20 protein-coding genes are annotated in these 22,150 nt (G+C 64.2%); 10 read left to right on the plus strand and 10 right to left on the minus strand.

Annotated features, from left to right (window positions below; all coding sequences use genetic code 11):
• Positions 1-8: 8 nt before the first annotated feature.
• The 4 genes from HU748_RS11185 to HU748_RS11200 all read left to right on the plus strand — a co-directional run bounded on the left by HU748_RS11185 (position 9) and on the right by HU748_RS11200 (position 4,367).
• Positions 9-761 (plus strand): Asp/Glu racemase, encoded by a 753-nt coding sequence (locus HU748_RS11185; RefSeq protein ID WP_054892653.1) that lies wholly within the window; start codon positions 9-11, stop codon positions 759-761.
• A gap of 15 nt (positions 762-776) precedes the next feature.
• Entirely contained in the window at positions 777-1,418 is a 642-nt protein-coding gene (locus HU748_RS11190) for an N-carbamoylsarcosine amidohydrolase (RefSeq protein WP_186669343.1), read from the plus strand.
• Between the two features lie 206 nt (positions 1,419-1,624).
• On the plus strand, positions 1,625-2,938 hold the full coding sequence (locus HU748_RS11195) for an MFS transporter (protein ID WP_186669345.1): 1,314 nt from the start codon (positions 1,625-1,627) through the stop codon (positions 2,936-2,938).
• A 136-nt stretch (positions 2,939-3,074) separates the two neighbouring features.
• Positions 3,075-4,367 (plus strand): OprD family porin, encoded by a 1,293-nt coding sequence (locus HU748_RS11200; protein WP_186720361.1) that lies wholly within the window; start codon positions 3,075-3,077, stop codon positions 4,365-4,367.
• A 357-nt stretch (positions 4,368-4,724) separates the two neighbouring features.
• Here the strand turns inward: HU748_RS11200 and HU748_RS11205 are convergent, their stop codons facing one another.
• Positions 4,725-5,612: a LysR substrate-binding domain-containing protein gene (locus HU748_RS11205; RefSeq protein WP_186720363.1), complete on the minus strand. Its 888-nt coding sequence runs from the start codon at positions 5,610-5,612 to the stop codon at positions 4,725-4,727.
• Between the two features lie 77 nt (positions 5,613-5,689).
• Between HU748_RS11205 and HU748_RS11210 the strand changes: the two genes are divergently transcribed.
• Positions 5,690-6,454, plus strand: a complete 765-nt coding sequence (locus tag HU748_RS11210) for a sulfite exporter TauE/SafE family protein (RefSeq protein WP_186720366.1) — start codon at positions 5,690-5,692, stop codon at positions 6,452-6,454.
• Here the strand turns inward: HU748_RS11210 and HU748_RS11215 are convergent.
• Positions 6,444-6,758, minus strand: coding sequence for a putative quinol monooxygenase (locus tag HU748_RS11215; protein WP_186711355.1), 315 nt, complete (start codon positions 6,756-6,758; stop codon positions 6,444-6,446). The two genes, HU748_RS11210 and HU748_RS11215, sit on opposite strands and share 11 nt — an antisense overlap.
• Before the next feature lie 196 nt (positions 6,759-6,954).
• On the opposite strand from HU748_RS11215, the gene HU748_RS11220 reads away from it, so the two are divergent.
• The 3 genes from HU748_RS11220 (at position 6,955) to ggt (ending at position 10,300) form a co-directional block, all read left to right on the plus strand.
• The gene (locus HU748_RS11220; protein ID WP_186669353.1) at positions 6,955-7,545 is read left to right on the plus strand and encodes an NAD(P)H-dependent oxidoreductase; all 591 of its coding nucleotides are present in this window, start codon (positions 6,955-6,957) and stop codon (positions 7,543-7,545) included.
• A 73-nt stretch (positions 7,546-7,618) separates the two neighbouring features.
• The gene (locus tag HU748_RS11225; protein WP_186711357.1) at positions 7,619-8,515 is read left to right on the plus strand and encodes a LysR substrate-binding domain-containing protein; all 897 of its coding nucleotides are present in this window, start codon (positions 7,619-7,621) and stop codon (positions 8,513-8,515) included.
• A 117-nt stretch (positions 8,516-8,632) separates the two neighbouring features.
• Positions 8,633-10,300: a gamma-glutamyltransferase gene (ggt, locus tag HU748_RS11230; RefSeq protein ID WP_186720368.1), complete on the plus strand. Its 1,668-nt coding sequence runs from the start codon at positions 8,633-8,635 to the stop codon at positions 10,298-10,300.
• Positions 10,301-10,370: 70 nt separating this feature from the next.
• Here the strand turns inward: ggt and HU748_RS11235 are convergent, their stop codons facing one another.
• The 3 genes from HU748_RS11235 to HU748_RS11245 all read right to left on the minus strand — a co-directional run bounded on the left by HU748_RS11235 (position 10,371) and on the right by HU748_RS11245 (position 15,156).
• The gene (locus HU748_RS11235; RefSeq protein ID WP_186720370.1) at positions 10,371-11,981 is read right to left on the minus strand and encodes a methyl-accepting chemotaxis protein; all 1,611 of its coding nucleotides are present in this window, start codon (positions 11,979-11,981) and stop codon (positions 10,371-10,373) included.
• A gap of 181 nt (positions 11,982-12,162) precedes the next feature.
• A complete protein-coding gene (locus HU748_RS11240) occupies positions 12,163-14,082 on the minus strand; it encodes a methyl-accepting chemotaxis protein (protein WP_186720371.1) in 1,920 nt (639 codons plus the stop codon).
• Between the two features lie 189 nt (positions 14,083-14,271).
• A complete protein-coding gene (locus tag HU748_RS11245) occupies positions 14,272-15,156 on the minus strand; it encodes a neutral zinc metallopeptidase (RefSeq protein ID WP_186720372.1) in 885 nt (294 codons plus the stop codon).
• Between the two features lie 243 nt (positions 15,157-15,399).
• Here HU748_RS11245 and pcaH point away from each other — a divergent pair, with 243 nt between their 5' ends.
• Together pcaH and pcaG are read left to right on the plus strand one after the other, a co-directional pair.
• A complete protein-coding gene (pcaH, locus tag HU748_RS11250) occupies positions 15,400-16,119 on the plus strand; it encodes a protocatechuate 3,4-dioxygenase subunit beta (protein WP_186669370.1) in 720 nt (239 codons plus the stop codon).
• A gap of 11 nt (positions 16,120-16,130) precedes the next feature.
• Positions 16,131-16,736, plus strand: a complete 606-nt coding sequence (gene pcaG / locus HU748_RS11255) for a protocatechuate 3,4-dioxygenase subunit alpha (RefSeq protein WP_186669372.1) — start codon at positions 16,131-16,133, stop codon at positions 16,734-16,736.
• A 77-nt stretch (positions 16,737-16,813) separates the two neighbouring features.
• On the opposite strand, the gene HU748_RS11260 is transcribed toward pcaG, so the two are convergent.
• The 5 genes from HU748_RS11260 to HU748_RS11280 all read right to left on the minus strand — a co-directional run bounded on the left by HU748_RS11260 (position 16,814) and on the right by HU748_RS11280 (position 22,138).
• Positions 16,814-17,251 (minus strand): DUF4437 domain-containing protein, encoded by a 438-nt coding sequence (locus HU748_RS11260; protein WP_186669374.1) that lies wholly within the window; start codon positions 17,249-17,251, stop codon positions 16,814-16,816.
• Positions 17,252-17,356: 105 nt separating this feature from the next.
• Positions 17,357-18,262 (minus strand): LysR family transcriptional regulator, encoded by a 906-nt coding sequence (locus HU748_RS11265; RefSeq protein WP_186711786.1) that lies wholly within the window; start codon positions 18,260-18,262, stop codon positions 17,357-17,359.
• A gap of 58 nt (positions 18,263-18,320) precedes the next feature.
• A complete protein-coding gene (gene trmA / locus HU748_RS11270) occupies positions 18,321-19,406 on the minus strand; it encodes a tRNA (uridine(54)-C5)-methyltransferase TrmA (RefSeq protein ID WP_186720373.1) in 1,086 nt (361 codons plus the stop codon).
• Positions 19,403-20,698, minus strand: a complete 1,296-nt coding sequence (locus HU748_RS11275; protein ID WP_054892635.1) for an NCS2 family permease — start codon at positions 20,696-20,698, stop codon at positions 19,403-19,405. The genes trmA and HU748_RS11275 overlap by 4 nt, the downstream gene beginning before the upstream one ends.
• A 216-nt stretch (positions 20,699-20,914) precedes the next feature.
• On the minus strand, positions 20,915-22,138 hold the full coding sequence (locus tag HU748_RS11280; protein WP_186720374.1) for an MFS transporter: 1,224 nt from the start codon (positions 22,136-22,138) through the stop codon (positions 20,915-20,917).
• Between the last annotated feature and the right edge of the window lie 12 nt (positions 22,139-22,150).

Genomic DNA, 22,150 nt, shown 5'->3' on the forward strand with positions numbered 1-22,150 from the left:
CACGAGACATGACCAAGCTGTACCGCATCGGCCAGATCGTGCCGAGTTCGAACACCACCATGGAAACCGAGATCCCGGCGATGCTCACCGCGCGCCAGGCGATCCGTCCCGAGCGCTTCACCTTCCACTCCAGCCGCATGCGCATGAAGCAGGTGAAGAAGGAAGAACTGGCGGCGATGGATGCCGAGTCCGATCGCTGCGCGGTGGAGTTGTCCGACGCCAAGGTCGATGTGCTGGGCTACGCGTGCCTGGTGGCGATCATGGCCATGGGGCTGGGCTATCACCGCCAGTCGGAGAAGCGCCTGCAGAAAGCCACCGCCGACAACGACGCGCTGGCGCCGGTGATCACCAGTGCAGGTGCCTTGGTCGAGGCGCTGCACGTCATGAAGGCCAAGCGCATCGCCATCGTTGCGCCCTACATGAAGCCGCTGACCGAGCTGGTGGTGAACTACATCCGTGAAGAGGGCTTCGAGGTTCAGGATTGGCGTGCGCTGGAGATCCCCGACAACCTCGCCGTGGCGCGCCATGATCCGGCCAACCTGCCGGGCATCGTCGCCGGCATGAACCTGGAGGGCGTCGATGTAGTGGTGCTGTCGGCCTGCGTGCAGATGCAGTCGCTGCCCGCCGTGGCCAAGGTCGAGGCACAGACCGGCAAGCCGGTGGTCACCGCAGCCATCGCCACCACCTACGCCATGCTCAAGGCGCTGGACCTGGAGCCTGTGGTTCCGGGGGCCGGTGCCCTGCTGTCGGGCGCCTACTGAAAACGGGAGACGAACATGAGCGACGCACAGAGCGCCCATGACAACTATCAGGGCGTGTGGGGCCAGCGCATCGGCTTCGGGCGCAAGGCGGCCCTGCTGATGATCGACTTCATGCAGGGTTACACCACCCCCGGTGCGCCGCTCTACGCCCCCGGTGTGGTGTCGGCCGTCGAGCAGGCCAGCGGCCTGCTGGCGCTGGCGCGGGACTGCGGTACTCTGGTGGTCCACACCAATATCCGCTACCAGCCCCCGCACTTTGCCGATGGTGGCGTGTGGGTGCGCAAGGCGCCAGTGATGAAGGACATGGTCGAGGGCAACCCACTGGCCGCCTTCTGCGAGGCGGTGATGCCGCAGGCGGATGAAGTGGTGCTGAGCAAGCAGTATGCGAGCGCCTTCTTCGGCACCAGCCTTGCACCGCTGTTGCATGCACAAGGGATCGACACCGTGGTGCTGGCCGGCTGCTCCACCAGCGGCTGTATCCGCGCCAGTGCGGTGGATGCGCTGCAGCACGGGTTCCGGACCATCGTGGTGCGCGAGTGCGTCGGCGATCGCCACAACGATCCGCACGAAGCGAACCTGTTCGACATCGACAGCAAGTACGGCGATGTCGTCAGCCGCCAGGAGGCCATGGAGCAACTGACGCGCCTGGCCGACTGAGCCGGACGCTTTGTACCCATAACAATCGAGGAACGGTGCAGGAACGCCCGTTCCATCGCCGTCCGCTGTGCGGACGGTCGCCCCGCAGGAGCACTCGGGGTCTTGTGACGCTGCCCTGGACAGCCGCCTGTAGTGTGCGGCGCTCTTGGAGCGTCGAAAACTGCTGGCCTAAAAACAACCACAAAGTCGCCGCCAGGAGACAAGAAATGCCAATTGCGAATGCAACCGCGGTCCACAGTGCAACCGACCATGGCACACAAGCGCTCTACCGCAAGATCACATGGAGGCTCATTCCTTTCCTGTGCTTCTGCTATCTCGCGGCCTATCTGGACCGCATCAACGTCGGCTTTGCCAAGCTGCAGATGCTCGAAGACCTGCAGTTCAGCACCGCAGCCTATGGCCTGGGTGCCGGGCTGTTCTTCGTCGGCTACATCATCTTCGAGGTGCCGAGCAACCTGATCCTGGAGCGCGTCGGTGCCAAGCTCTGGATCGCACGGATCATGATCACCTGGGGCCTGCTGTCGGCCTGCACCATGTTCGTGTCCACCACCACCCAGTTCTACATCCTGCGCTTTCTGCTCGGGGCCGCCGAGGCGGGCTTCCTCCCGGGCGTGCTGTACTACCTGACCATGTGGTATCCGACCTACCGGCGCGGGCGCATCATCGCGCTGTTCATGATCGGCTTGCCGCTGTCGAGCGTGATCGGCGGGCCGATCTCTGGCTGGATCATGGGCCACTTCGACCAGGTCCACGGCCTGCATGGCTGGCAGTGGCTGTTCCTGCTCGAGGCGATCCCCAGCGTGTTGCTCGGCATCCTGACCTTCTGGGCCCTGCCGAACAATTTCCAGCAGGCCAAATGGCTGTCGGACGATGACAAGGCGCAACTGGCCAGCGACCTGGCTGCGGACGATGCCGAAGGCAAGGGCAGCAAGCACAGCTTCCGCGATGGCTTCTTCAACCTGAAGGTGTGGATGCTCGGTGGCATCGATTTCTCGATCCTGCTCAGTGCCTATGCCATGGGGTTCTGGATGCCGACCTTCATCCGCGATGCAGGCGTCAGCGACACCTTCCACATCGGCTTGCTCACTGCGATTCCGAGCCTGGCCGCGCTGCTCGGGATGCTGATGATCGGCGCCAGTTCCGACCGTCATCGCGAGCGTCGCTGGCACATCATCGTGCCGTTCATCATCGGCGCCATCGCCATGGCCAGCAGCACCTTGTTCAGCCAGAACCTGGTGATGACCGTGGCGTTGTTTGCCATCGCATCGGCGGCGATCATCGGCGCGGTGCCGGTGTTCTTCAGCCTGCCGGCGACCTTCCTCAAGGGTACTGCCGCGGCCACCGGTTTCGCCCTGGCCTGTTCGCTGGCCAATATCGCGGGCCTGGTGAGCAACTCGCTGATGGGCATCGTGACCGATCTCACCGGTACCTCCCATGCGGCATTGTGGGTGTTCGCCGGCTGCCTGATCCTGAGCTGCTTCCTGGTGATCGCGCTGCCCGCGAAGCTGGTCAACCGCTAGCGGTCGACCGCTTTTCGCAACGGTAGCTTGGCGGGCCCTGGCGCCCGCCTGATCCCTTCATCACGCCATCCGCACGTCGGCGGCCTTCAGGCTGCCGCGGTGGATCGCTGTTGCCCGAATCCAGGAGTCGCTCCCCATGTACGTACAGATTTCACAACGTTTTTCATCGGCTACCCGACTGGCCGGTGGCTGTGTCGCCGCGGCGCTGTGCCTCGATGCTTCTGCCGAAGACAGCGGTTTCATCGAAGGCGCCCGCGCCACCTTGCAGGCGCGCAATTACTTCTTCAGCCGCGACTATGCGGATATCAAGGGCGCCAGCACCCAGTCGCGTACCCAGGAGTGGGCGCAGGGTTTCATCCTCAATGCCAGCTCCGGCTATACCCAGGGGACGGTGGGCGTCGGCCTCGATGTGACCGGGCTGCTCGGTTTCAAGCTCGACAGCAGCCCGGAGCATTCGAAGTCGGGGCTGCTGCCGAGCCTTGCCAGCGGCAAGTCGGCGGACGAATACAGCCGCCTGGGTGCGGCGATCAAGTTCAAGGTGTCGCAGACCGAGCTCAAGGTCGGTGAGCTGATGCCCAACCTGCCAGTGCTGTTGTTCAGCGACCTGCGCCTGCTGCCGCCGACGTACCAGGGGGCGATGCTCGAGTCCCGCGAGATCGCCGGGTTGACCTTGAACGCCGGCCAGTTCCGCTCCACCAGCCTGCGCGACTCGTCCAACAGCCAGAAGATGTATGCGCTGGTTAACGACCCGATCAACCCGTCGCGGCTGGCGCGCTTCACCAGCGACCGCTTCAACTACGTCGGCGCCGACTATGCCTTCAACGACAACCGCACCAGCGTCGGGGTGTGGCAGGCGCAACTGGAGGATATCTACCAGCAGCGGTTCTACAGCTTCAAGCACGCCGAGCCGGTGGGCGACTGGACGCTGGGTGTCAATGCCGGGTACTTCGATGCCCGCGAGGACGGCCGCAAGATTGCCGGTGACTACGACAACCATGCCTTGTTCAGCCTGTTCTCGGCCAAGACCGGCGGGCATACCTTCTATGTGGGCTACCAGCAGATCGGCGGCAAGGATGGCTTCATCCAGGTCGGGGCCAACACCAACCCGATGGGCAACACGCTGCCGACCTACGAGTTCTCGGCGCCAGGGGAACGTTCGTGGCAGGTGCGCCATGACTACAACTTCGTGGCCCTGGGCATTCCCGGCCTGACCTCGACCCTGCGCTATGTGAGGGGCGGGGATGTGGACACCGGGCTTGGTTTCGAAGGGCGTGACCGGGAGCGCGATCTGGACCTGGCGTATGTGGTGCAGAGCGGGCCGCTGGCCGGGCTGGGAGTGCGGGTGCGCAATGTCATGGCGCGGTCCAACTACCGGACCGACATCGATGAGAACCGGTTGATCCTGAGTTATACGGTGAAGTTGTTCTGATCGAGGTGTGCTGAGTCAGTACCGGCCTCTTCGCGGGCAAGTCGCAACGGAGAACCGCTCCCCCTGTGGGAGCGAGGGCTCGGCGCTCCGACTTGTCCCGCGAATAAGACAACGCGCTGCATGGCACCGGCTTCGCCGGTGATCGCGGGACAAGCCCGCTCCCACAATTAACATCGCAGTATTCAGAAGTTGCGGAGCTCTTGTAGGGGCAACTGTCTTGCTCAAAATCTAAAGACCAGCCCAATCCCTGTGGGAGCGGGCTGGTCCCGCGAACACGGGCGTAGCCCGTGCCAGGCAGCGCGTCGTCTGCCTCGCGGGACAAGTCGAGGCGACGAGCCGCCGCTCCCACAGGCTAACTCAATCCCCAAGCCCAAGCCGCTCGACCAGCGCGGCGGCATACCCCGGCAATCCGGCAAAATCCCGTGCACACAGCTGCAGCCGACGATTGGCCCAATCTTCCTCCAGCGCCACCCAGCGCAAGGGCAGCGCACCCTCCCAGCGTCTCACCGAGGCCAACGGCACCACGCCGACCCCGGCGCCCCCGGCCACCATGCGGATCACACCGTCAAAACCTTCGGCCCGCACCCGTACCTGCATGCGCCGCCCGAGGCGCAGAGCCTGTTCTTCGAGGTGCAAGGCCAGTGCGCTGTCCGCACCCAGCCCCACATGGCCATGCACCAGGCTGTCGACGAAACGGGGCGCCGGGTGTCCAGCCAGCGGATGCGCCAGGGGCATGATCAGCACCAGCGGGTCTTCGCGAAACGGCCGCACCTGCAAGTGCTCGCTCGGTGCCGCGGTGGAAATGATGCCCAGGTCCGCAGTCCCCTGGGTGATCGCCTGCACGATGCGCAGGCTCGGCTGCTCCTGCACATCGACGCTGACGCCCGGGTACTCCACCAGGTATGCAGCCAGCAACTCCGGCAGGTACTCGGTCAGCGCCGCGGTATTGCACAGCAGGCGCACCTGCCCCTGTTGGCCCTGGGCGTACTGGCCGAGGTCGTATTGCAGCCGCTCGACCTGCTGGGCAATCAGCCGCGCATGCTGTAACAACGCCTGGCCCGCTGGCGTTGGCTGTACCCCTCGGCGGTTGCGCTCGAGCAAGGGGATGCCCAGCGAGGCTTCCATGGCACGGATGCGCGCACTGGCCGCAGGCAGCGAAAGATGGCTGCGACGGGCACCGGCGGTGATGTTGCCGCATTCGAGGGTATGACGGAAAAGACTGAGGTCGATCAGGTCGAAATGCATGTGCCTCTGTCCTGGCAAGAGTCTGGCTGAGTATATGGCAGATTTTCACTGTGCTCGCGGCAGCCCAGGATAGCGCCATGAATACCTTTATCGCGTTGTATCAGAACATGGGGCCGGCATTGTCACTGCTGGTGATCATCACCTTTGCCATGGCCGGTGCGGTCAAGGGCGTGATCGGCCTGGGGATGCCGACCATCGCCATGGGCATGCTGGGGCTGGCTATGCCCCCGGCGCAGGCAGCGGCACTGCTGATCGTGCCCTCGACCCTTACCAACCTGTGGCAACTGGCCTCGGGCGGGCACTTGCGCGGGCTGCTCAAGCGCCTGGGCAGCATGCTGGTGATGATCGTCGCCGGTACGCTGCTGGGCAGCCTGTGGCTTGGCATCGACAGCGGCCCCTGGGCGGCGCATGCGCTCGGTGGTGCGCTGTTGATATATGCCCTGTACGGGCTGGTGGGGCCGGGCTTGCGCGTCCAGCCACAGTGGGAGTGGTGGCTGGGGCCGCTGTGCGGCCTGCTGACTGGTGTGGTGACGGCGGCAACCGGGGTGTTCGTGATACCGGGGGTGCCCTACCTGCAGGGGCTGGGCCTGGATCGTGACGCGCTGGTCCAGGCGATGGGCCTGTCGTTCACGGTCTCGACCCTTGCGCTGGCGCTGGGCCTGGCCGGGCAGGACGCGCTCGACGGCCCGGCCCTGGGTGCGTCATTGCTGATGCTGGCCCCCGCCTTGCTGGGCATGTTCGCCGGCACCTGGCTGCGCCAGCGCATCAGCGCGGCACAGTTCAGGCGCTGCTTCTTCGTGGGCCTGGCGCTGCTCGGCGGGCACCTGCTGATCAACGGCTAGCGGAGGAAGCGCTGAGCATCTCGATCATCTGGATATCGAAGTCGCGCTCCAGGTAGTCCATGCGCTTCTCGAAGAACGCGGCCATGTGCGGCAGGGCCGAGTGCACGTCGAGGGCGGCCTTGTCGGCCCAGACCTCGTAGAACACGAACAGGCTCGGGTCTTCCTTGTCGCGCAGCATGTGGTACTCGATGCAGCCGGGCTCCTGGCGGCTCGGTTCGACATAGGCGCGGAACAGGGTTTCGAAGGCTTCGGCCTTCTCAGGACGGGTCTTGGCTTTGAGGATGAAAGCGAACTGTTCACTCATGGCGATGGCCTGTGCGGGGGAAAGTGAGCAGATTGTATTGCAATAATCTGATGTCTATTCGTGACTTTAAGGCAAATGTATTTTGCCGCCAGCCGGCTTTTTCCTGCGCCTGCGACTGCCTAATCTGCCGCCATCACTTTTGACTCGGTCGGCAGGCGTCCTTGCCTCGGACCGACCCAGACCTACGAGGCTCCCCATGAAAAAGATTCTTCTACTCAACGGCGGCAAACAGTTCGCTCATTCCGACGGCCGCCTGAACCGCACCCTGCACGAGGCCGCGCTGGCCTATCTGGACCGCGCCGGTTTCGACGTGCAGCAGACCTTCATCGACGGTGGCTATGACGTCAAGGAAGAGGTGCAGAAATTCCTCTGGGCGGACGTGGTCATCTACCAGATGCCGGGTTGGTGGATGGGCGCGCCCTGGACCGTGAAGAAGTACGTCGATGAGGTCTTCACCGAAGGCCACGGCAGCCTGTATGCCAGCGATGGTCGCACCCGTTCCGATGCCTCGCAGAAGTACGGCAGTGGCGGGCTGATCCAGGGCAAGCAGTACATGCTCTCGTTGACCTGGAACGCGCCGCAGCAGGCTTTCGACGATCCGACCGACTTCTTTGAAGGCAAGGGTGTGGATGCGGTGTATTTCCCGTTCCACAAGGCCAATCAGTTCCTGGGCATGACCGGCCTGCCGACCTTCCTGGCGGTGGATGTGATGAAGCGCCCGGATGTACCGGCAGCGCTGGCGGCGTACGAAGCGCACCTGAGCAAGGTGTTCGGCAAGGCTGAGTGACGAGGCGGCCACACTTGCGCCGTGACCGCCCAGCAGCTATCAATCAGCACTACCTCAAGCCCAAGGCCACCGCGTGAAAACCCGATCCGAAGAACTCCAGGTATTCGTCGCCGTCATCGACTGCGGTTCGATCTCCGCCGCCGCCGAGCAGATGGGCCAGACCCCGTCGGCGGTCAGTCGCACCCTGTCGCGCCTGGAGGGCAAGCTTGGGACCACGCTGGTCAATCGCACCACCCGGCGCATGGACCTGACCGAAGAAGGGCGTTTCTTCCTCGAGCGTTCGCGGGTCATCCTCGAACAGATGGACGACATGGAAGAGCGCCTGTCGATGAACCGCCAGACCCCGTCCGGGCGTCTGCGGATCAACGCCGCCGCGCCGTTCATGCTGCATGCCATCCTGCCGTGGATCGGCGAGTTTCGCCGCCAGTACCCCGGCATCGAACTCGAGCTCAATACCGACGACCTGATCATCGACCTGCTCGAACAGAGCACCGACGTGGCCATTCGCATCGGTGAGCTGGCCGATTCCAGCCTGCACGCGCGCTCGCTGGGGTGCAGCCCCGTGCAGGTGCTCGCCAGCCCGGATTACCTGGCCCGGCGCGGTACACCGCAGAAGGTCGAAGAACTCAGCACGCACTGCCTGCTGGGGTTCAGCGCACCCGAGACGCTCAATCAGTGGCCGTTGCGCCATGCCCAGGGGGACCGCTGGGCGATCCGTCCGGCGATCCTCGCCTCCAGCGGCGAGACCTTGCGCCAGCTGGCACTGGCCGGTGAAGGCATCGTCAGCCTGTCACATTTCATGACCCACGAAGACATTCGTGCCGGTCGGCTGCAGGTGGTGCTGGCCGAGGCCAACAACGGCTATCGCCAGCCGATCCACGCGGTTTACTACCGCAACACCCAACTGGCGCTGCGCATCCAGTGCTTCCTCGATTTCATCCAGCGCAAGCTATCGATGTACGCCTGCTGAGTTACCTGAACGCGACAGATTTGCCCAAAGACGCCTCCTTTCCTGTGTGCCGTTTGCTTAGTCGCAACGCTTGAGCCTTAAATGAGTGCTCGACAAAAACAACACCAAGGAAGTGTCATGCGTATCGTCATGTTCCAGTCCCTGGCCCTCGGGGCCGCGATCCTGAGCTGTTCTTCCGCCTATGCCGTGACACTCGAAGGTGGCGCGGTGGCGGCGCCCGATCAATATGGCGCACAGGTAGCCGCCGACATTCTCAAGAAAGGCGGCAACGCGGTGGATGCCGCGGTCGCCACTGCGTTCACCCTGGCGGTCACCTACCCCGAAGCCGGCAACATCGGCGGCGGTGGCTTCATGACCCTGTTCGTCGACGGCAAGCCGTACTTCCTCGACTACCGTGAAGTCGCGCCCAAGGCCGCCACGCGCAACATGTACCTGGACGACAAGGGCGAGGTCATCGAGAACCTCAGCCTGGTCGGCGTACGCGCTGCTGGCGTGCCTGGCACGGTGATGGGCCTGTGGGAGGCGCACCAGAAGTTCGGCAAGCTCAAGTGGAGCGAGCTGCTCACCCCGGCCATCGGCTATGCGCAGAACGGCTTCAAGATCGCGCAGAAGCAGTACCAGTACCGCGACGATGCCCAGGGCCTGTTCAAGACCGCCACCAACTTCAACGACTACTTCGGCGACATGAAGGTCGGCGAGCTGTTCAAGCAGCCCGAGCTGGCCAAGACCCTGGAACGCATCGCCGACAAGGGCGTCAGCGAGTTCTACCAGGGCAAGACCGCCGACTTGCTGGTGGCGCAGATGCAGGCCGACAAGGGCCTGATCACCAAGGAAGATCTGAAGGACTACAAGGCCGTGTGGCGCGACCCGATCGCCATCGACTGGCGCGGCAATGTGGTCTACACCGCGCCACCGCCAAGCTCTGGTGGCGTCGCCCTGGCTCAGCTGTTGGGCATCAAGGAAGACCGTGCGGCCGATTTCAAGGGTGTCGAGCACAACTCGGCCAAGTACATCCACCTGCTGGCCGAGATCGAGAAGCGTGTGTTCGCCGACCGCGCCGACTACCTGGGCGACCCGGCCTTCACCAAGGTGCCGGTCAAGGAGCTGGTGGCCAAGGACTACCTGGCCAAGCGCGCGGCGCAGGTCAACCCCAAAGCGATCTCCGCCACCGACCAAGTCAAGCCGGGCCTGGAGCCGCACCAGACCACGCACTTCTCCATCGTCGACAAGCAGGGTAACGCGGTGAGCAACACCTACACCCTGAACCTCGACTATGGCAGCGGCGTGGTGGTCAAGGGCGCGGGCTTCCTGCTCAACGACGAGATGGACGATTTCAGCGCCAAGCCTGGAGCGGCCAACGCCTTTGGCGTGGTGGGTGGTGATGCCAATGCCATCGAGCCGGGCAAGCGTATGCTCTCGTCCATGAGCCCAAGCCTGGTCACCCGCGACGGCAAGCTGACCCTGGTGCTCGGCACGCCGGGTGGTTCGCGGATCTTCACCTCGATCTTCCAGGTGATGAACAACCTGTACGACTATGGCATGCCGCTGGAAAAAGCCGTGGCCGCCCAGCGTGTGCACCACCAGCTGCTGCCCAAGGACACCATCTATTTCGACAGCTATGCACCGCTCGAAGGGCAGGTGGCAGAGGATCTGAAAAAAATGGGCTACGTGCTTGAGGACCAAGGCTGGGAAATGGGCGATATCCAGGCGATTCGGGTCACCGGCGAGAAGCTCGAGACCGCGTCCGATCCACGCGGGCGCGGGGTTGGGTTGATCGTCAAGTAATACCGTGCAAGCCCGCCTCCACAGGTATCCCACCGCGCTCAACGGCAGTGGGAAACCTGTGGGAGGTTCTTCAAACGCGGAAGTGGCTGACCATCGTCTGTAACTGCCCACCCAGCCGCGCCAGCTCCACGCTTGACGCTGCTGTCTCCTCACTGGCCGCCGCCGTCTGCTCCGACACATCGCGCACATTCATGATGCTGCGGCCGATCTCGTCGGCCACGGCGCTCTGCTGCTCTGCCGCAGCGGCAATCTGCTGGTTCATCGCCTGAATTCCCGACACAGTGCGGGTGATGCTGGCCAATGAGGTGCCAGCCTTGCGGGCCAGTTCCACGCTGCTGTCGGTCAGCCCGCTGCTGCCTTGCATGGCGGTGGCCACGCGCTGGGTGCCGTTCTGCAGGCTGGCGACCAGTTCTTCGATCTCTTCGGTGGACTTCTGCGTGCGCTGGGCCAGGGCCCGGACCTCATCGGCGACCACCGCAAAGCCGCGCCCGGCTTCACCGGCACGCGCCGCTTCGATGGCGGCATTCAGTGCCAGCAGGTTGGTCTGCTGGGCCACCGACTTGATCACGTCCATGACGCTGCCGATCTTCTGGCTTTCCTGTTGCAGCAGGTTCATCGCCTCGGTGGAGTGCTGTACTTCAGCGGCCAGGCGTTCGATCTGGCCGATGGCCTCGTTCACCACCCTGTCACCGGCACGGGCCTCGCCATCGGCCTGCGTGGCGGCTTGGGATGCCTGCTCGGCATTGCGTGCGACTTCCTGCACGGTCGCGGTCATCTCGTGCATGGCAGTGGCGACCTGATCGGTTTCGACCTTCTGATTGTTGACTCCGGCACTGGTCTGCTCGGTCACTGCCGACAGTTCCTCGGCGGCGCTGGCGATCTGGGTGATGCCGTCGCGGATACCGGTGATCAGTGCGCGCAGGGTTTCGCCCATGCCCGCGATGCCCTGCTGCAAGGTGCCGAGTTCGTCACGCCGGGTGATTTGCAGGCGCTGGGTGAGGTCGCCTTCGGCGATCTTCTTCACCACTTCGAGGGTTTCCTGCAAGGGGCGGGTGATCTGGCGGGTGATGATCACGGCGCCGAGCAGGCCGAACACCAGCGCCAGCAGCGCCACGCCGAGTTGCAGGTTGCGCGCCTGGGCGGTATCGACATCGCGCCTGCCAAGTTCGATCTTGTACAGCTCGTCGCTGCGCTTGGTGATCTGCGCCTGCTCCTCGATCATTTCCTGGCGTGCCGTGGCGATCGCCGCCCGGGCGTCGCGTACCTGCTGCTCGGCGTCGGGTTTGCTGGCGATGGTGCGGTAGCCCTGGCGCATCTTGTCCAGCGAGGCGCGGTACTGGTCGATGTAGGTGGCCTGTTCGCGCAGCAGTTGCAGGCTCTGGGGATGGTCGAAGCTGGCGAGCAGTTCCTGCTTGTGCTGGTCGAAGGTGTCCAGGCGGGCTTGCACGGTGGTGGCGGCGCTTTCGTCGCCGTCGGCGAGCATGTATTGCAGGCGTGCCACGCGCAGGTTGTTCAGGTGCGTGTTGAACTGGGTGATCTGCCCCATAGAGTTGCTGCGTGCGACGAGGTTTTCCAGGCTGTTCCAGCCGGTCAAGGCCAGTGCGGTGGTGAGTAGAAGGACCAGGCTGAAGCCCAGCATCAGTTTGAGTTTGACGCTGATGTTGGCAAACCAGTTGCTCATGGAGGTTCCCCGGGGAAAGCGCCTGCTCGCGGGACTTCGCGTCATTCGGCTTTTGTTTTTGTGATGGGCCCTCCATTGCCGCAGAAGAGATATCGGCAATGTCTGCAGGAGCTGAAACGCCGTTCAGCAGATTTTTTGGGGGAAGGATGGGGGCCGCGACGCGGCCCCGGAAGGCGTGTGGTCAGACGCGGAAATGGCTGACCAGGGTTTGCAACTGCCCACCCAGCCGCGCCAGCTCGACGCTGGAGGCCGCCGTCTCGTCGCTCGCAGCGGCGGTCTGTTCGGACACATCGCGTACGCTGAGGATGCTGCGGCTGATCTCTTCGGCCACGGCACTCTGCTGCTCTGCGGCGGCGGCGATCTGCTGGTTCATCGATTGGATGCCCGACACGGTACTGGTGATGTTCTCCAGCGACGCGCCGGCCTTGCGTGCCAGTTCCACGCTGCTGTCGGTCAGGGTGCGGCTGCCGAGCATGGCGTTGGCCACCTGCTGTGTGCCGTTCTGCAGGCTGGCGACCAGCTCTTCGATCTCTTCGGTGGACTTCTGCGTGCGCTGCGCCAGGCCACGCACTTCGTCGGCGACCACGGCGAACCCACGTCCCGCCTCACCGGCGCGAGCCGCTTCGATGGCGGCGTTGAGCGCCAACAGGTTGGTCTGCTCGGCCACTGACTTGATCACGTCCATGACACTGCCGATCTTCTGGCTTTCCTGTTGCAGCAGGTTCATCGCTTCGGTGGAGCGGTTGACCTCGGCGGCCAGGCGCTCGATCTGGTTGATCGCCTCGCCCACCACTTTGTCACCGGCACGGGCTTCGCCGTCGGCGTTGGTCGCTGCAAGCGACGCCTGTTCGGCGTTGCGCGCGACTTCCTGCACGGTGGCAGCCATTTCGTGCATGGCGGTAGCGACCTGGTCGGTCTCGACCTTCTGGCTGTTGGCACCGGCGCTGGTCTGCTCGGTCACCGCCGACAGCTCCTCGGCCGCACTGGCGATCTGGGTAACACCGTCACGGATGCCGCTGATGAGGTCACGCAGGGTCGTACCCATGCGCGCAATGCCTTGCTGGAGCACGCCCAGCTCGTCGCGGCGAGTGACCTGCAGGTTGTGGGTCAGGTCGCCACTGGCGATCTTCTCCACCACGGCGAGGGTCTCGCGCAGCGGGCGAGTGATCTGGCGGGTGATGATCACGGCGGCGAGTACGCCGATGAGCAGGGCCAGCAGCGTCGCGCCGATCTGCAGGGCGCGGGCCTCGGCACTTTCGATGTCACGGCGTTCGAGCTGGATCTTGTAGAGGGCGTCACTGATCTTGACGATATCGCCACCCTGGGTGGTCATCTCCTGGCGTGCCAGGGCGATCTGCGAGATGGCATCGCGGAACTGACGCACCGAATCACCATAGGCGCGCACGGCGAGGTCGAATGCCTGGATACGCGTGCCGTCGTTCGGCAACTGGCGCTTGAGGCCGTCGATTTCGGTCAGGGCCAGGTCGAGCTGGCGCAGGGCGGCCTGTTCGTTGGCGTTGCTCGGATCTGAGATGTAGTTGCGCACGTCCAGGCGTACCTGGGTCAGCTGTTGGCGAGCCTTGCTGACGGTCAGGTACTGTTGCAGGCGGCTGGCATCGCTTTCCTCGCGGGTCAGCACATCGTTGCCGATGGCGGCGACGGCTTCCACGGCCTTGGTGCCGTTCTGGTTCATGCTGTCGCGGGCGCCAAGGGTGGTCTTGTAGGCGGCACGCATCTTGTCCAGCGATACGCGGTACTGGTCGATGATACCGCCCAGCTCGCGCAGCAGCTTGACGTTTTCCGGGCTCTTGAAGGTGGTTACCAGGTGCTGCTGCTGTTTGTTGAAGATATCCAGCTTGGTCAGCACGTTGGCTGCCGCGGTGTCGTCGCCGTCGGTCAGCATGTATTGCAGACGCGCCACGCGCAGGTTGGTCAGGTCAGTGTTGAGGCGGGTAATGTCGCTCATCCAGTTGCTGCGATTGATGAGGCTGCCCAGGCTGGTCCAACTGGCCAGGGCCAGCAGGCTGGTCAATACCAGGACCAGACCGAAGCCCAGACCGAGTTTGAGGTTCACGCTCTTGTCGGCAAACCATCTGTTCATGCACGCTCTCCAGAAAATGTGTCTTGCAAAATCTCACGTCGCCGGGCGTTGTTCTTATAGGGGCCAGCTGATGGGTCCATGGGGTTATCGGCCGAATCGGCTGTCGCTGAAACGTTTTTCAGCAGAAAAATGACCAATTGGTCGTATTGCGTTCTGGAGGGGCTCTGCAACGCCCGTTGCAGCGGGGCGTTACAGGTTGCGTGCGCTGAAGGTGTCGCAGCGGTTCAGGTCGCCGCTGGCAAAGCCAGCCTTGAACCAGCGTACCCGCTGCGCCGAGGTGCCATGGGTGAAGGAGTCGGGCACCACGCGTCCCTGACCCTGTTGCTGCAGGCGGTCGTCGCCGATGGCGTTGGCGGCGTTGAGCGCCTCTTCGACATCGCCGGGCTCCAGCCAGTTGAGGCGTTTCTGTGCCTGGTAGGCCCAGACACCAGCCAGGCAGTCGGCCTGCAGTTCCTGGCGTACCAGCAGGCCATTGTCGCCTTCCAGGCGCTGGCCGCTGCGGCGCGCGGCATCGACCTTGGCCGAGACGCCGAGCAGGGTCTGCACGTGGTGGCCAATCTCGTGGGCGATCACGTAGGCCTGGGCGAAGTCGCCGGCGGCGGCGAAGCGGGTTTCCATTTCACGGAAGAACGACATGTCCAGGTACACCCGCTGGTCAGCCGGGCAATAGAAGGGGCCGACCGCCGAGGAGGCGAAGCCGCAGGCGGAGCTGACCTGGCCGCTGAACAGCACCAGCTTGGGATCGCGGTACTGCTTTCCGGCCTGGGCGAACAGGGCTTTCCAGGTATCCTCGGTGTCGCCGAGGATCGAGGTGACGAACTCGGCCTGTTGGTCATTGGCCGGCGGTGCCTTGCCGCCAGCGCCGCTGGGCGCTGCCTGCTGCTGCTCCATCTGGCCGGCAAGCTGGCCGAGGATCTGCAGCGGATCCTGGCCGGTGAGCCAGCCGATGCCGACGATCAGCAGCACGGCACCCAGCCCCAGGCCCTTGCCACCGCCGAAGCGCATCCCACCGCCACCGCCTTCGCCGCGTGCATCCACTACATTGTCGCTGCGTCGGCCTTTTCGCCAGTCCATAGAAGTTCTCCGCTGTGAGGGTCGTGCCTGGCTGAAGGGCCGTTGGGCTCTGCGCAGCCAGCACCGCAGTCCATCCAGAATAGTCCAGCGCTTCAGATCGGGAGGTCTGGTGAAAAGTTGCATAACCAAATGGTTATGTCTGGCGCGCATGTTTTCAGTTTTCGCCCTGCGCGACCTGCCGGAAACTGCACGTCCGCCTGCCACGCACAGGTGGTTCGAACAATTCCAAGAGAGGAAAACGGCATGCCCGCCCAGGACACCAGCCGCTTCGTGATCCGTGATCGCAACTGGCACCCCAAGGCCTTCACGCCTGATTACAAGACATCCATCGCCCGCTCGCCGCGCCAGGCGCTGGTGAGCATTGCGCAGTCGGTCAGCGAAAGCACCGGCCCGGATTTTTCCCACCTGCGCTTCGGCGAGCACGACCATGACCTGTTGCTGAACTTCAACAATGGTGGCCTGCCGATTGGTGAGCGCATCATCATCGCCGGGCGGGTCGTCGACCAGTACGGCAAGCCGGTGCCCAATACTCTGGTGGAGATGTGGCAGGCCAACGCTGGTGGTCGCTACCGCCACAAGAACGACCGCTACCTGGCCCCGCTCGATCCGAACTTCGGTGGCGTCGGTCGCTGCCTGACCGACCGTGACGGCTACTACAGCTTCCGCACCATCAAGCCCGGCCCCTACCCCTGGCGCAACGGCCCCAACGATTGGCGTCCGGCGCACATCCACTTCTCCATCAGCGGCCCTTCGATTGCCACCAAGCTGATCACCCAACTGTATTTCGAAGGTGACCCGCTGATTCCGATGTGTCCGATCGTCAAGTCGATCGCCAACCCGGACGCGGTGCAGCGCCTGATTGCTCGGCTCGACATGAGCCACGCCAACCCGATGGACTGCCTGGCCTACCGCTTCGACATCGTGCTGCGTGGCCAGCGCCAGACCCACTTCGAGAATCGCTGAGGAGATCCGTCATGCCTATCGAACTGCTGCCGGAAACCCCCTCGCAGACTGCCGGCCCCTATGTGCACATCGGCCTGGCCCTGGAAGCGGCTGGTAATCCGACCCGCGATCAGGAAATCTGGAACCGTCTGGCTCGTCCGCAGGCCCCGGGCGAGCACATCCTGCTGATCGGCCAGGTGTACGATGGCAATGGCCATCTAGTGCGCGATTCCTTCCTCGAGGTGTGGCAGGCCGATGCCAACGGCCAGTACCAGGACGTGTTCAACCTGGAGAACGCCTTCAACAGCTTCGGCCGGACCGCCACCACCTTCGATGCGGGTGAGTGGACCCTGCACACGGTCAAGCCAGGTGTGGTGAACAATGCCGCCGGGGTGCCGATGGCACCGCACATCAACATCAGCCTGTTCGCCCGGGGGATCAACATCCACCTGCATACCCGCTTGTATTTCGATGACGAGGCCGAGGCCAACGGCAAGTGCCCGGTGCTCAACCTGATCGAGCAGCCGCAGCGGCGCGAGACACTGGTCGCCAAGCGCTGTGAGGTGGATGGCAAGACAGCCTATCGGTTCGACATTCGCCTCCAGGGGGAAGGGGAGACGGTGTTCTTCGATTTCTGAGGGGCGCTACTCAACAAAAATGGGCGTAGCGCCAGGCGCTACGCCCAAAACAGGAGCGGTGCGGTTACAACGGGGTGTTACTTCTTGACCGGCTTCAGGTCGAACTTGTCAGCCTGGTACTGGAACAGCAGGCAATCTGCTGCAGCGGTGCAGCCGCTCTCGTGAACCAGGTCGGCGGGCAGCTTGTAGTACGAACCTGCCGGGAATTCGGTGCGCTTGCCATCGATCACGGCATAGAAGGTCCCGTCGAGTACTACGGTCGGCAGGGTCTCGGTGTGCTGGTGCAGGCCGTTGTCGACGCCCTTCTTGAACTTCACGTAGGCCGAGTACGGGCCCTCGCCAAAGATGTCGCCTTCGACGTTGGCGTAGCTGACCGCGCCCTTGGTGTTCGGCACGTCCTGCCATTTGAGTTCGGCGCTGTTCGGGACAGAGACCAGTTTGGTTTCGACGGCCTGCGCGGTAAGGGCGAGGGTGCCCAGGGCGAGGCCGGCAATCAGGGTGTGCAGTGCTTTCATGGAGAGGCTCCTTCGCCGATCAATGTGAGTGAGCGAAGGTTAACCAGATGTTCTAAGCACAGATACGGCACAAGTTAGCCATGACTTGTGCTTTTGTTGCACCAATCAATCTTCCCAGCGCGGCGTTCCGTAGTAGTGCTGCACGTAGTCGAGCAGTGCGCGTACCTTCGGTGCCAGATATCGGCTCTGCGGGTAGACGGCATACAGGCTGCGCCCCGGCAATCGCCAATCGGCCAGCACCGGCACCAGGCGCCCGTCGCGCAAGGCGTCATGCACGATGAAACGGTCGAAGCTGGCGATACCCAAGCCACCGATGGCGGCTGCACGCAGGGCCATGGGCGAGTTGGCGCTCAGCCGCCTGGGCATCAGCACGTCCTGCTGGGCACCTTGCGGACCGCTGAGCTGCAGGCGCTGGGGATGGGTGAGGCGGCTGTAGCCAAGTAGCGGATGGTCCTTCAGTGCGTCGGGCGTGGTGGGTGTGCCTTGGCGTTCGAGGTAGCCCGGTGCGGCCACCAGCATGACCGGGCTGGGCGCCAGCAGGCGTGCGACCAGGCTGGAGTCGGGCAGGTGGTCGGTGATCCGCAGGCAGACATCCACTTCCTCCTCGATCAGGTCGACGAAGCGATCGGTGCAACTGAGCTCGATCTGCAGGTGCTCGTACCGTGCCGCGAAATCCGGCAGCCAGTGGCCCAATTCGAGCTCTCCGAAGGCGGTGGCAACGCTCAGGCGCAATGTGCCAGTGGGCTGTTGCTGGTGCTCGGACAGCTCCAGGTTCATGGCCTGCATCTGTTCGAGAATCAACACACAGTGGCGGTAGAACAGCATGCCCGCTTCGGTGGGTTGCAGGCTGCGTGTGGTGCGGTTGAGCAGTTGCGTGCCGAGTTCGCGCTCGAGGTTCTTCACCTGGCGCGACAGCACGGTGTGAGACACGCCCGCCTGATGGGCGGCGGCGCTGAAACTGCCGAGGTCGACGACTCGGCGGAAGGTCTGCATGGCGCTCAATTGGTCCATCGGCACATCGCTCCTTGGGTGCGTGCGGCGGGGTCTGCTCGACCCCGCAGTGCGCGGATCAGCGCCTGACCAGCAGGACCCCGCTTTCCATGTGATGGGTGTAGGGGAACTGGTCGAACAGCGCGCAGCGTTCGATACGGTGGCTATCGTGCAGTTGGGCGATGTTCTGCGCCAGCGTCTCGGGGTTGCAGGAGATGTACAGGATGCGCTCGAAACGTCGGGTCAGCTCGCAGGTGTCCGGGTCCATGCCGGCGCGCGGTGGGTCGACGAAAACGGTGCCGAAGTCGTAGCTTTTCAGGTCGATGCCTTCCAGGCGACGGAATGGGCGAATCTCATTCAGCGCCTCGGTCAGTTCCTCGGCCGACAGGCGCACCAGGCGTACGTTGTCGATGCCGTTTTCGTCGAGGTTGTGCAGGGCGGCGTTGACCGAGGTCTTGCTGATCTCGGTGGCCAGCACCTGGCGCGCGCGGGTGGCCAGGGGCAGGGTGAAGTTGCCGTTGCCGCAGTACAGCTCCAGCAGGTCGTCGCTGCGCTCGCCCATCGCCTCGCAGGCCCAGCCGAGCATCTTCTGGTTCACCGCGCCGTTGGGCTGGGTGAAGGCGCCTTCAGGCTGGCGGTAGCTGAAGGTGCGCCCGGCGATATCGAGTTTCTCCACGGCATAGTCACGACCGATCACCACGCGCTTGCCCTTGGAGCGACCGATCACGCTGACGCCCAGTTGCGCGGCCAGTTGCTGCGCGGCGGCTTCCCAGGCCTGGTCGAGCGGGCGGTGATAGCACAGGGTGACCATGGCATCGCCAGCCAGTGTGGTCAGGAACTCGACCTGGAACAGACGATTGCTCAGGTCTTCGTTGCCCTGCCAGGCGGCCTTCAGGCGGGGCATCAGGTCATTGATGCGCTGGCTGGCGATAGGGAAGTCGTCGATCAGAATTGCCTTGTGCTTTTCGCCCGGGGCGAACATCGCGTAGTGGCGTTGACCCTCTTCGCGCCACAGGCGGAACTCTGCGCGCAGGCGATAGTGCTCGCGCGGCGACTCGAACACTGCAGGTTGCGGTGCATCGAAGGGCGCCAGCAGCTCGCGCAGGCGCTCGACCTTGGCCTGCAGTTGGGTCGTGTATTGCGAAGGGTCGAAGACGGCACTCATGCGTTGAACCAGCCCAGCTTGATGACGAACAGAATGGACAGGATCACCAGGGCCGGGTTCAGGTCGCGGTGACGACCGGAGATCAGCTTGATGGCGGTCCAGGCGATGAAGCCGAAGGCGATGCCGTTGGCGATCGAATAGGTCAACGGCATGGCCAGGGCGGTGACCACCACCGGCGCGGCCTCGGTGACGTCGTCCCAGTTGATCTCGGCCAGGCCCGAGGCCATCAGCACGGCAACGAACAGCAGTGCCGGCGCGGTGGCGTAGGCCGGCACGCTACCGGCCAGGGGCGCGAAGAACAGGGCCAGCAGGAACAGCACGGCCACCACGATGGCGGTCAGGCCGGTGCGTCCGCCGGCACTCACGCCTGCGGCCGATTCGATATAGCTGGTGGTGGTCGAGGTGCCCAGCAGTGAGCCGGCCATGGCTGCGGTGCTGTCAGCGATCAGCGCACGGCCCATTTTCGGCATGTGGCCGTCCTTGCCCATCAGCCCGGCGCGCTTGGCCACGCCGATCAGGGTGCCGGAGTTGTCGAACAGGTCGACGAACAGGAAGGCGAAGATCACGCTGATCAGCCCGACGTCCAACGCGCCCTTGATGTCCAGTTGCAGGAAGGTCGGGGCCAGCGACGGCGGCATGGAAACGATGCCGCCGAACTGGCTGGCCCCCACCAGGATCGACACCACGGTCACGGCGAGGATGCCGATCAGCACGGCGCCGCGCACTTTCAGCGACTCGAGGCCGACGATGAGGAAGAAACCGAGGGTGGCAAGGATCGGTGCAGGCTGCTTGAGGTCGCCCAGGCCCACCAGGGTGGCCGGGTTATCGACGACGATGCCAGCGTTGTGCAGGGCGATCAGCGCCAGGAACAGGCCGATGCCCGCAGCGATCGCCGAGCGCAGCGGCAGCGGGATGCTGTTCACGATCCACTCGCGGATACGGAAGATCGACAGCAGGAAGAACAGCACTGCCGAGAGGAATACCGCGCCCAGTGCCACCTGCCAGGTGTGGCCCATGTGCAGGACCACGGTGTAGGTGAAGAAGGCGTTCAAGCCCATGCCCGGAGCGAGGGCGATCGGGTAATTGGCGATCAGGCCCATGGTGACCGAGCCGATGGCCGCGGCCAGGCAGGTGGCGACGAAGATCGCGCCCTTGTCCATGCCGGTTTCGCCGAGGATGCTCGGGTTGACGAACAGGATGTAGGCCATCGCCAGGAAGGTGGTGACGCCCGCGAGGATCTCGGTGCGCACGTTGGTGTTGTGTGCTTTTAGTTGAAACAGCCTTTCCAGCATGCCTGCTCCCATGGCGCCGCGGCGCCGTGAATGTATTCGACCCCATCAGCAAAGCACAGACCGTACCGGTTGCCGTGGTTTTGTGGGGGCGGAAAAAAGCCGCGCATCATACCAGCATGGGGGGCGGGGGCCTATGGCTGTTGGTCTTTGTGGCGTGGCGCCCGCTGTCGGCGCGGCCTGGTGCCGCGAAAGGGCTGCCAGGCAGCCCCATGAAGACTATTGCGGATTGTGCATGCGGTCGCGGTTGGCCAGGGTCGGGAACAGCTTCATCCACACGCCAGTGACCACCAGCGTGCCCACGCCACCCAGCACCACCGCCGGAACTGTGCCAAACCAGTGCGCAGTGACCCCGGATTCGAACTCGCCGAGCTGATTCGAGGCGCCGATGAACAGCCCGTTCACCGCGCTGACCCGGCCGCGCATTTCATCCGGTGTCTCCAGCTGCACGAAAGCACTACGGATGACCATGCTGATCATGTCTGCCGCGCCCAGTACCACCAGCACCGCCAGCGAGAACCAGAACGAGGTCGACAGGCCGAAGGCGATGGTCGCCACGCCGAACACACCCACGGCGGTGAACATGGTCCGGCCGACCTTGCGCTCCACCGGGAAGCGCGCCAGCCACAGCGACATCAACAAGGCGCCCACCGCCGGGGCCGAGCGCAGCAGGCCCAGGCCCCAGGCGCCGGTGAGCAGGATATCCTTGGCGAACACCGGCAGCAGCGCCGTGGCACCGCCCAGCAGCACGGCGAACAGGTCCAGCGAGATGGCGCCGAGGATGTCCGGGCGACTGCGGATGAAGCGGATGCCGGCCAGCAGCGACTCCAGGCTGGCACGGCCGCGTTGAGGTGTTTGCTGGCGCGAATCGAGGGTGAGCATCAGCAGGCAGGCGATGGCGTACAGCAATACGGTCGGGCCATACACCCAGATGCTGCCGAAGGCGTAGAGCAGGCCGCCGACCGCCGGGGCGACGATGGTCGCTGCCTGGGTCGCCGACGCCGACGCAGCGACGGCGCGCGGGAACAGCCCCGGCGGCACCACGTTGGGCAGCAGTGCCTGGGTTGCGGGCATCTCGAAGGAGCGAGTGGCACCGAGCAGGAACGCCAGTACGAAGATCAGTTCGCGGGTGACGCTGTCGGTGGCACTGCCCAGCGCCAGGGCCAGGGCGATGAGCCCTTGCAGGCACTGGCACAGGGCGGCGACCTTGCGCCGGTCGTAGCGGTCTGCCACATGCCCGGTGTGCAGCATGAACAGCACCCGGGGGGCAAACTCGACCAGGCCGACAAGGCCCAGGTCCAGGACGTTGCCGGTGAGCTGGTAGAGGTGCCAGCCGATGGCCACGGTGAGCATCTGGAAGCCGCTGGCGGTGAAGACCCGCGCAAGCCAGAAGGCGATGAAAGGACGGTGGTGACGCAACAGCAACGGTGCGGACTCAGACATCAGGGGCCAACG

Source organism: Pseudomonas sp. RW3S2 (genome assembly GCF_014268955.1).
In the GTDB taxonomy this organism is placed as follows: Bacteria; Pseudomonadota; Gammaproteobacteria; order Pseudomonadales; family Pseudomonadaceae; genus Aquipseudomonas; species Aquipseudomonas wayambapalatensis.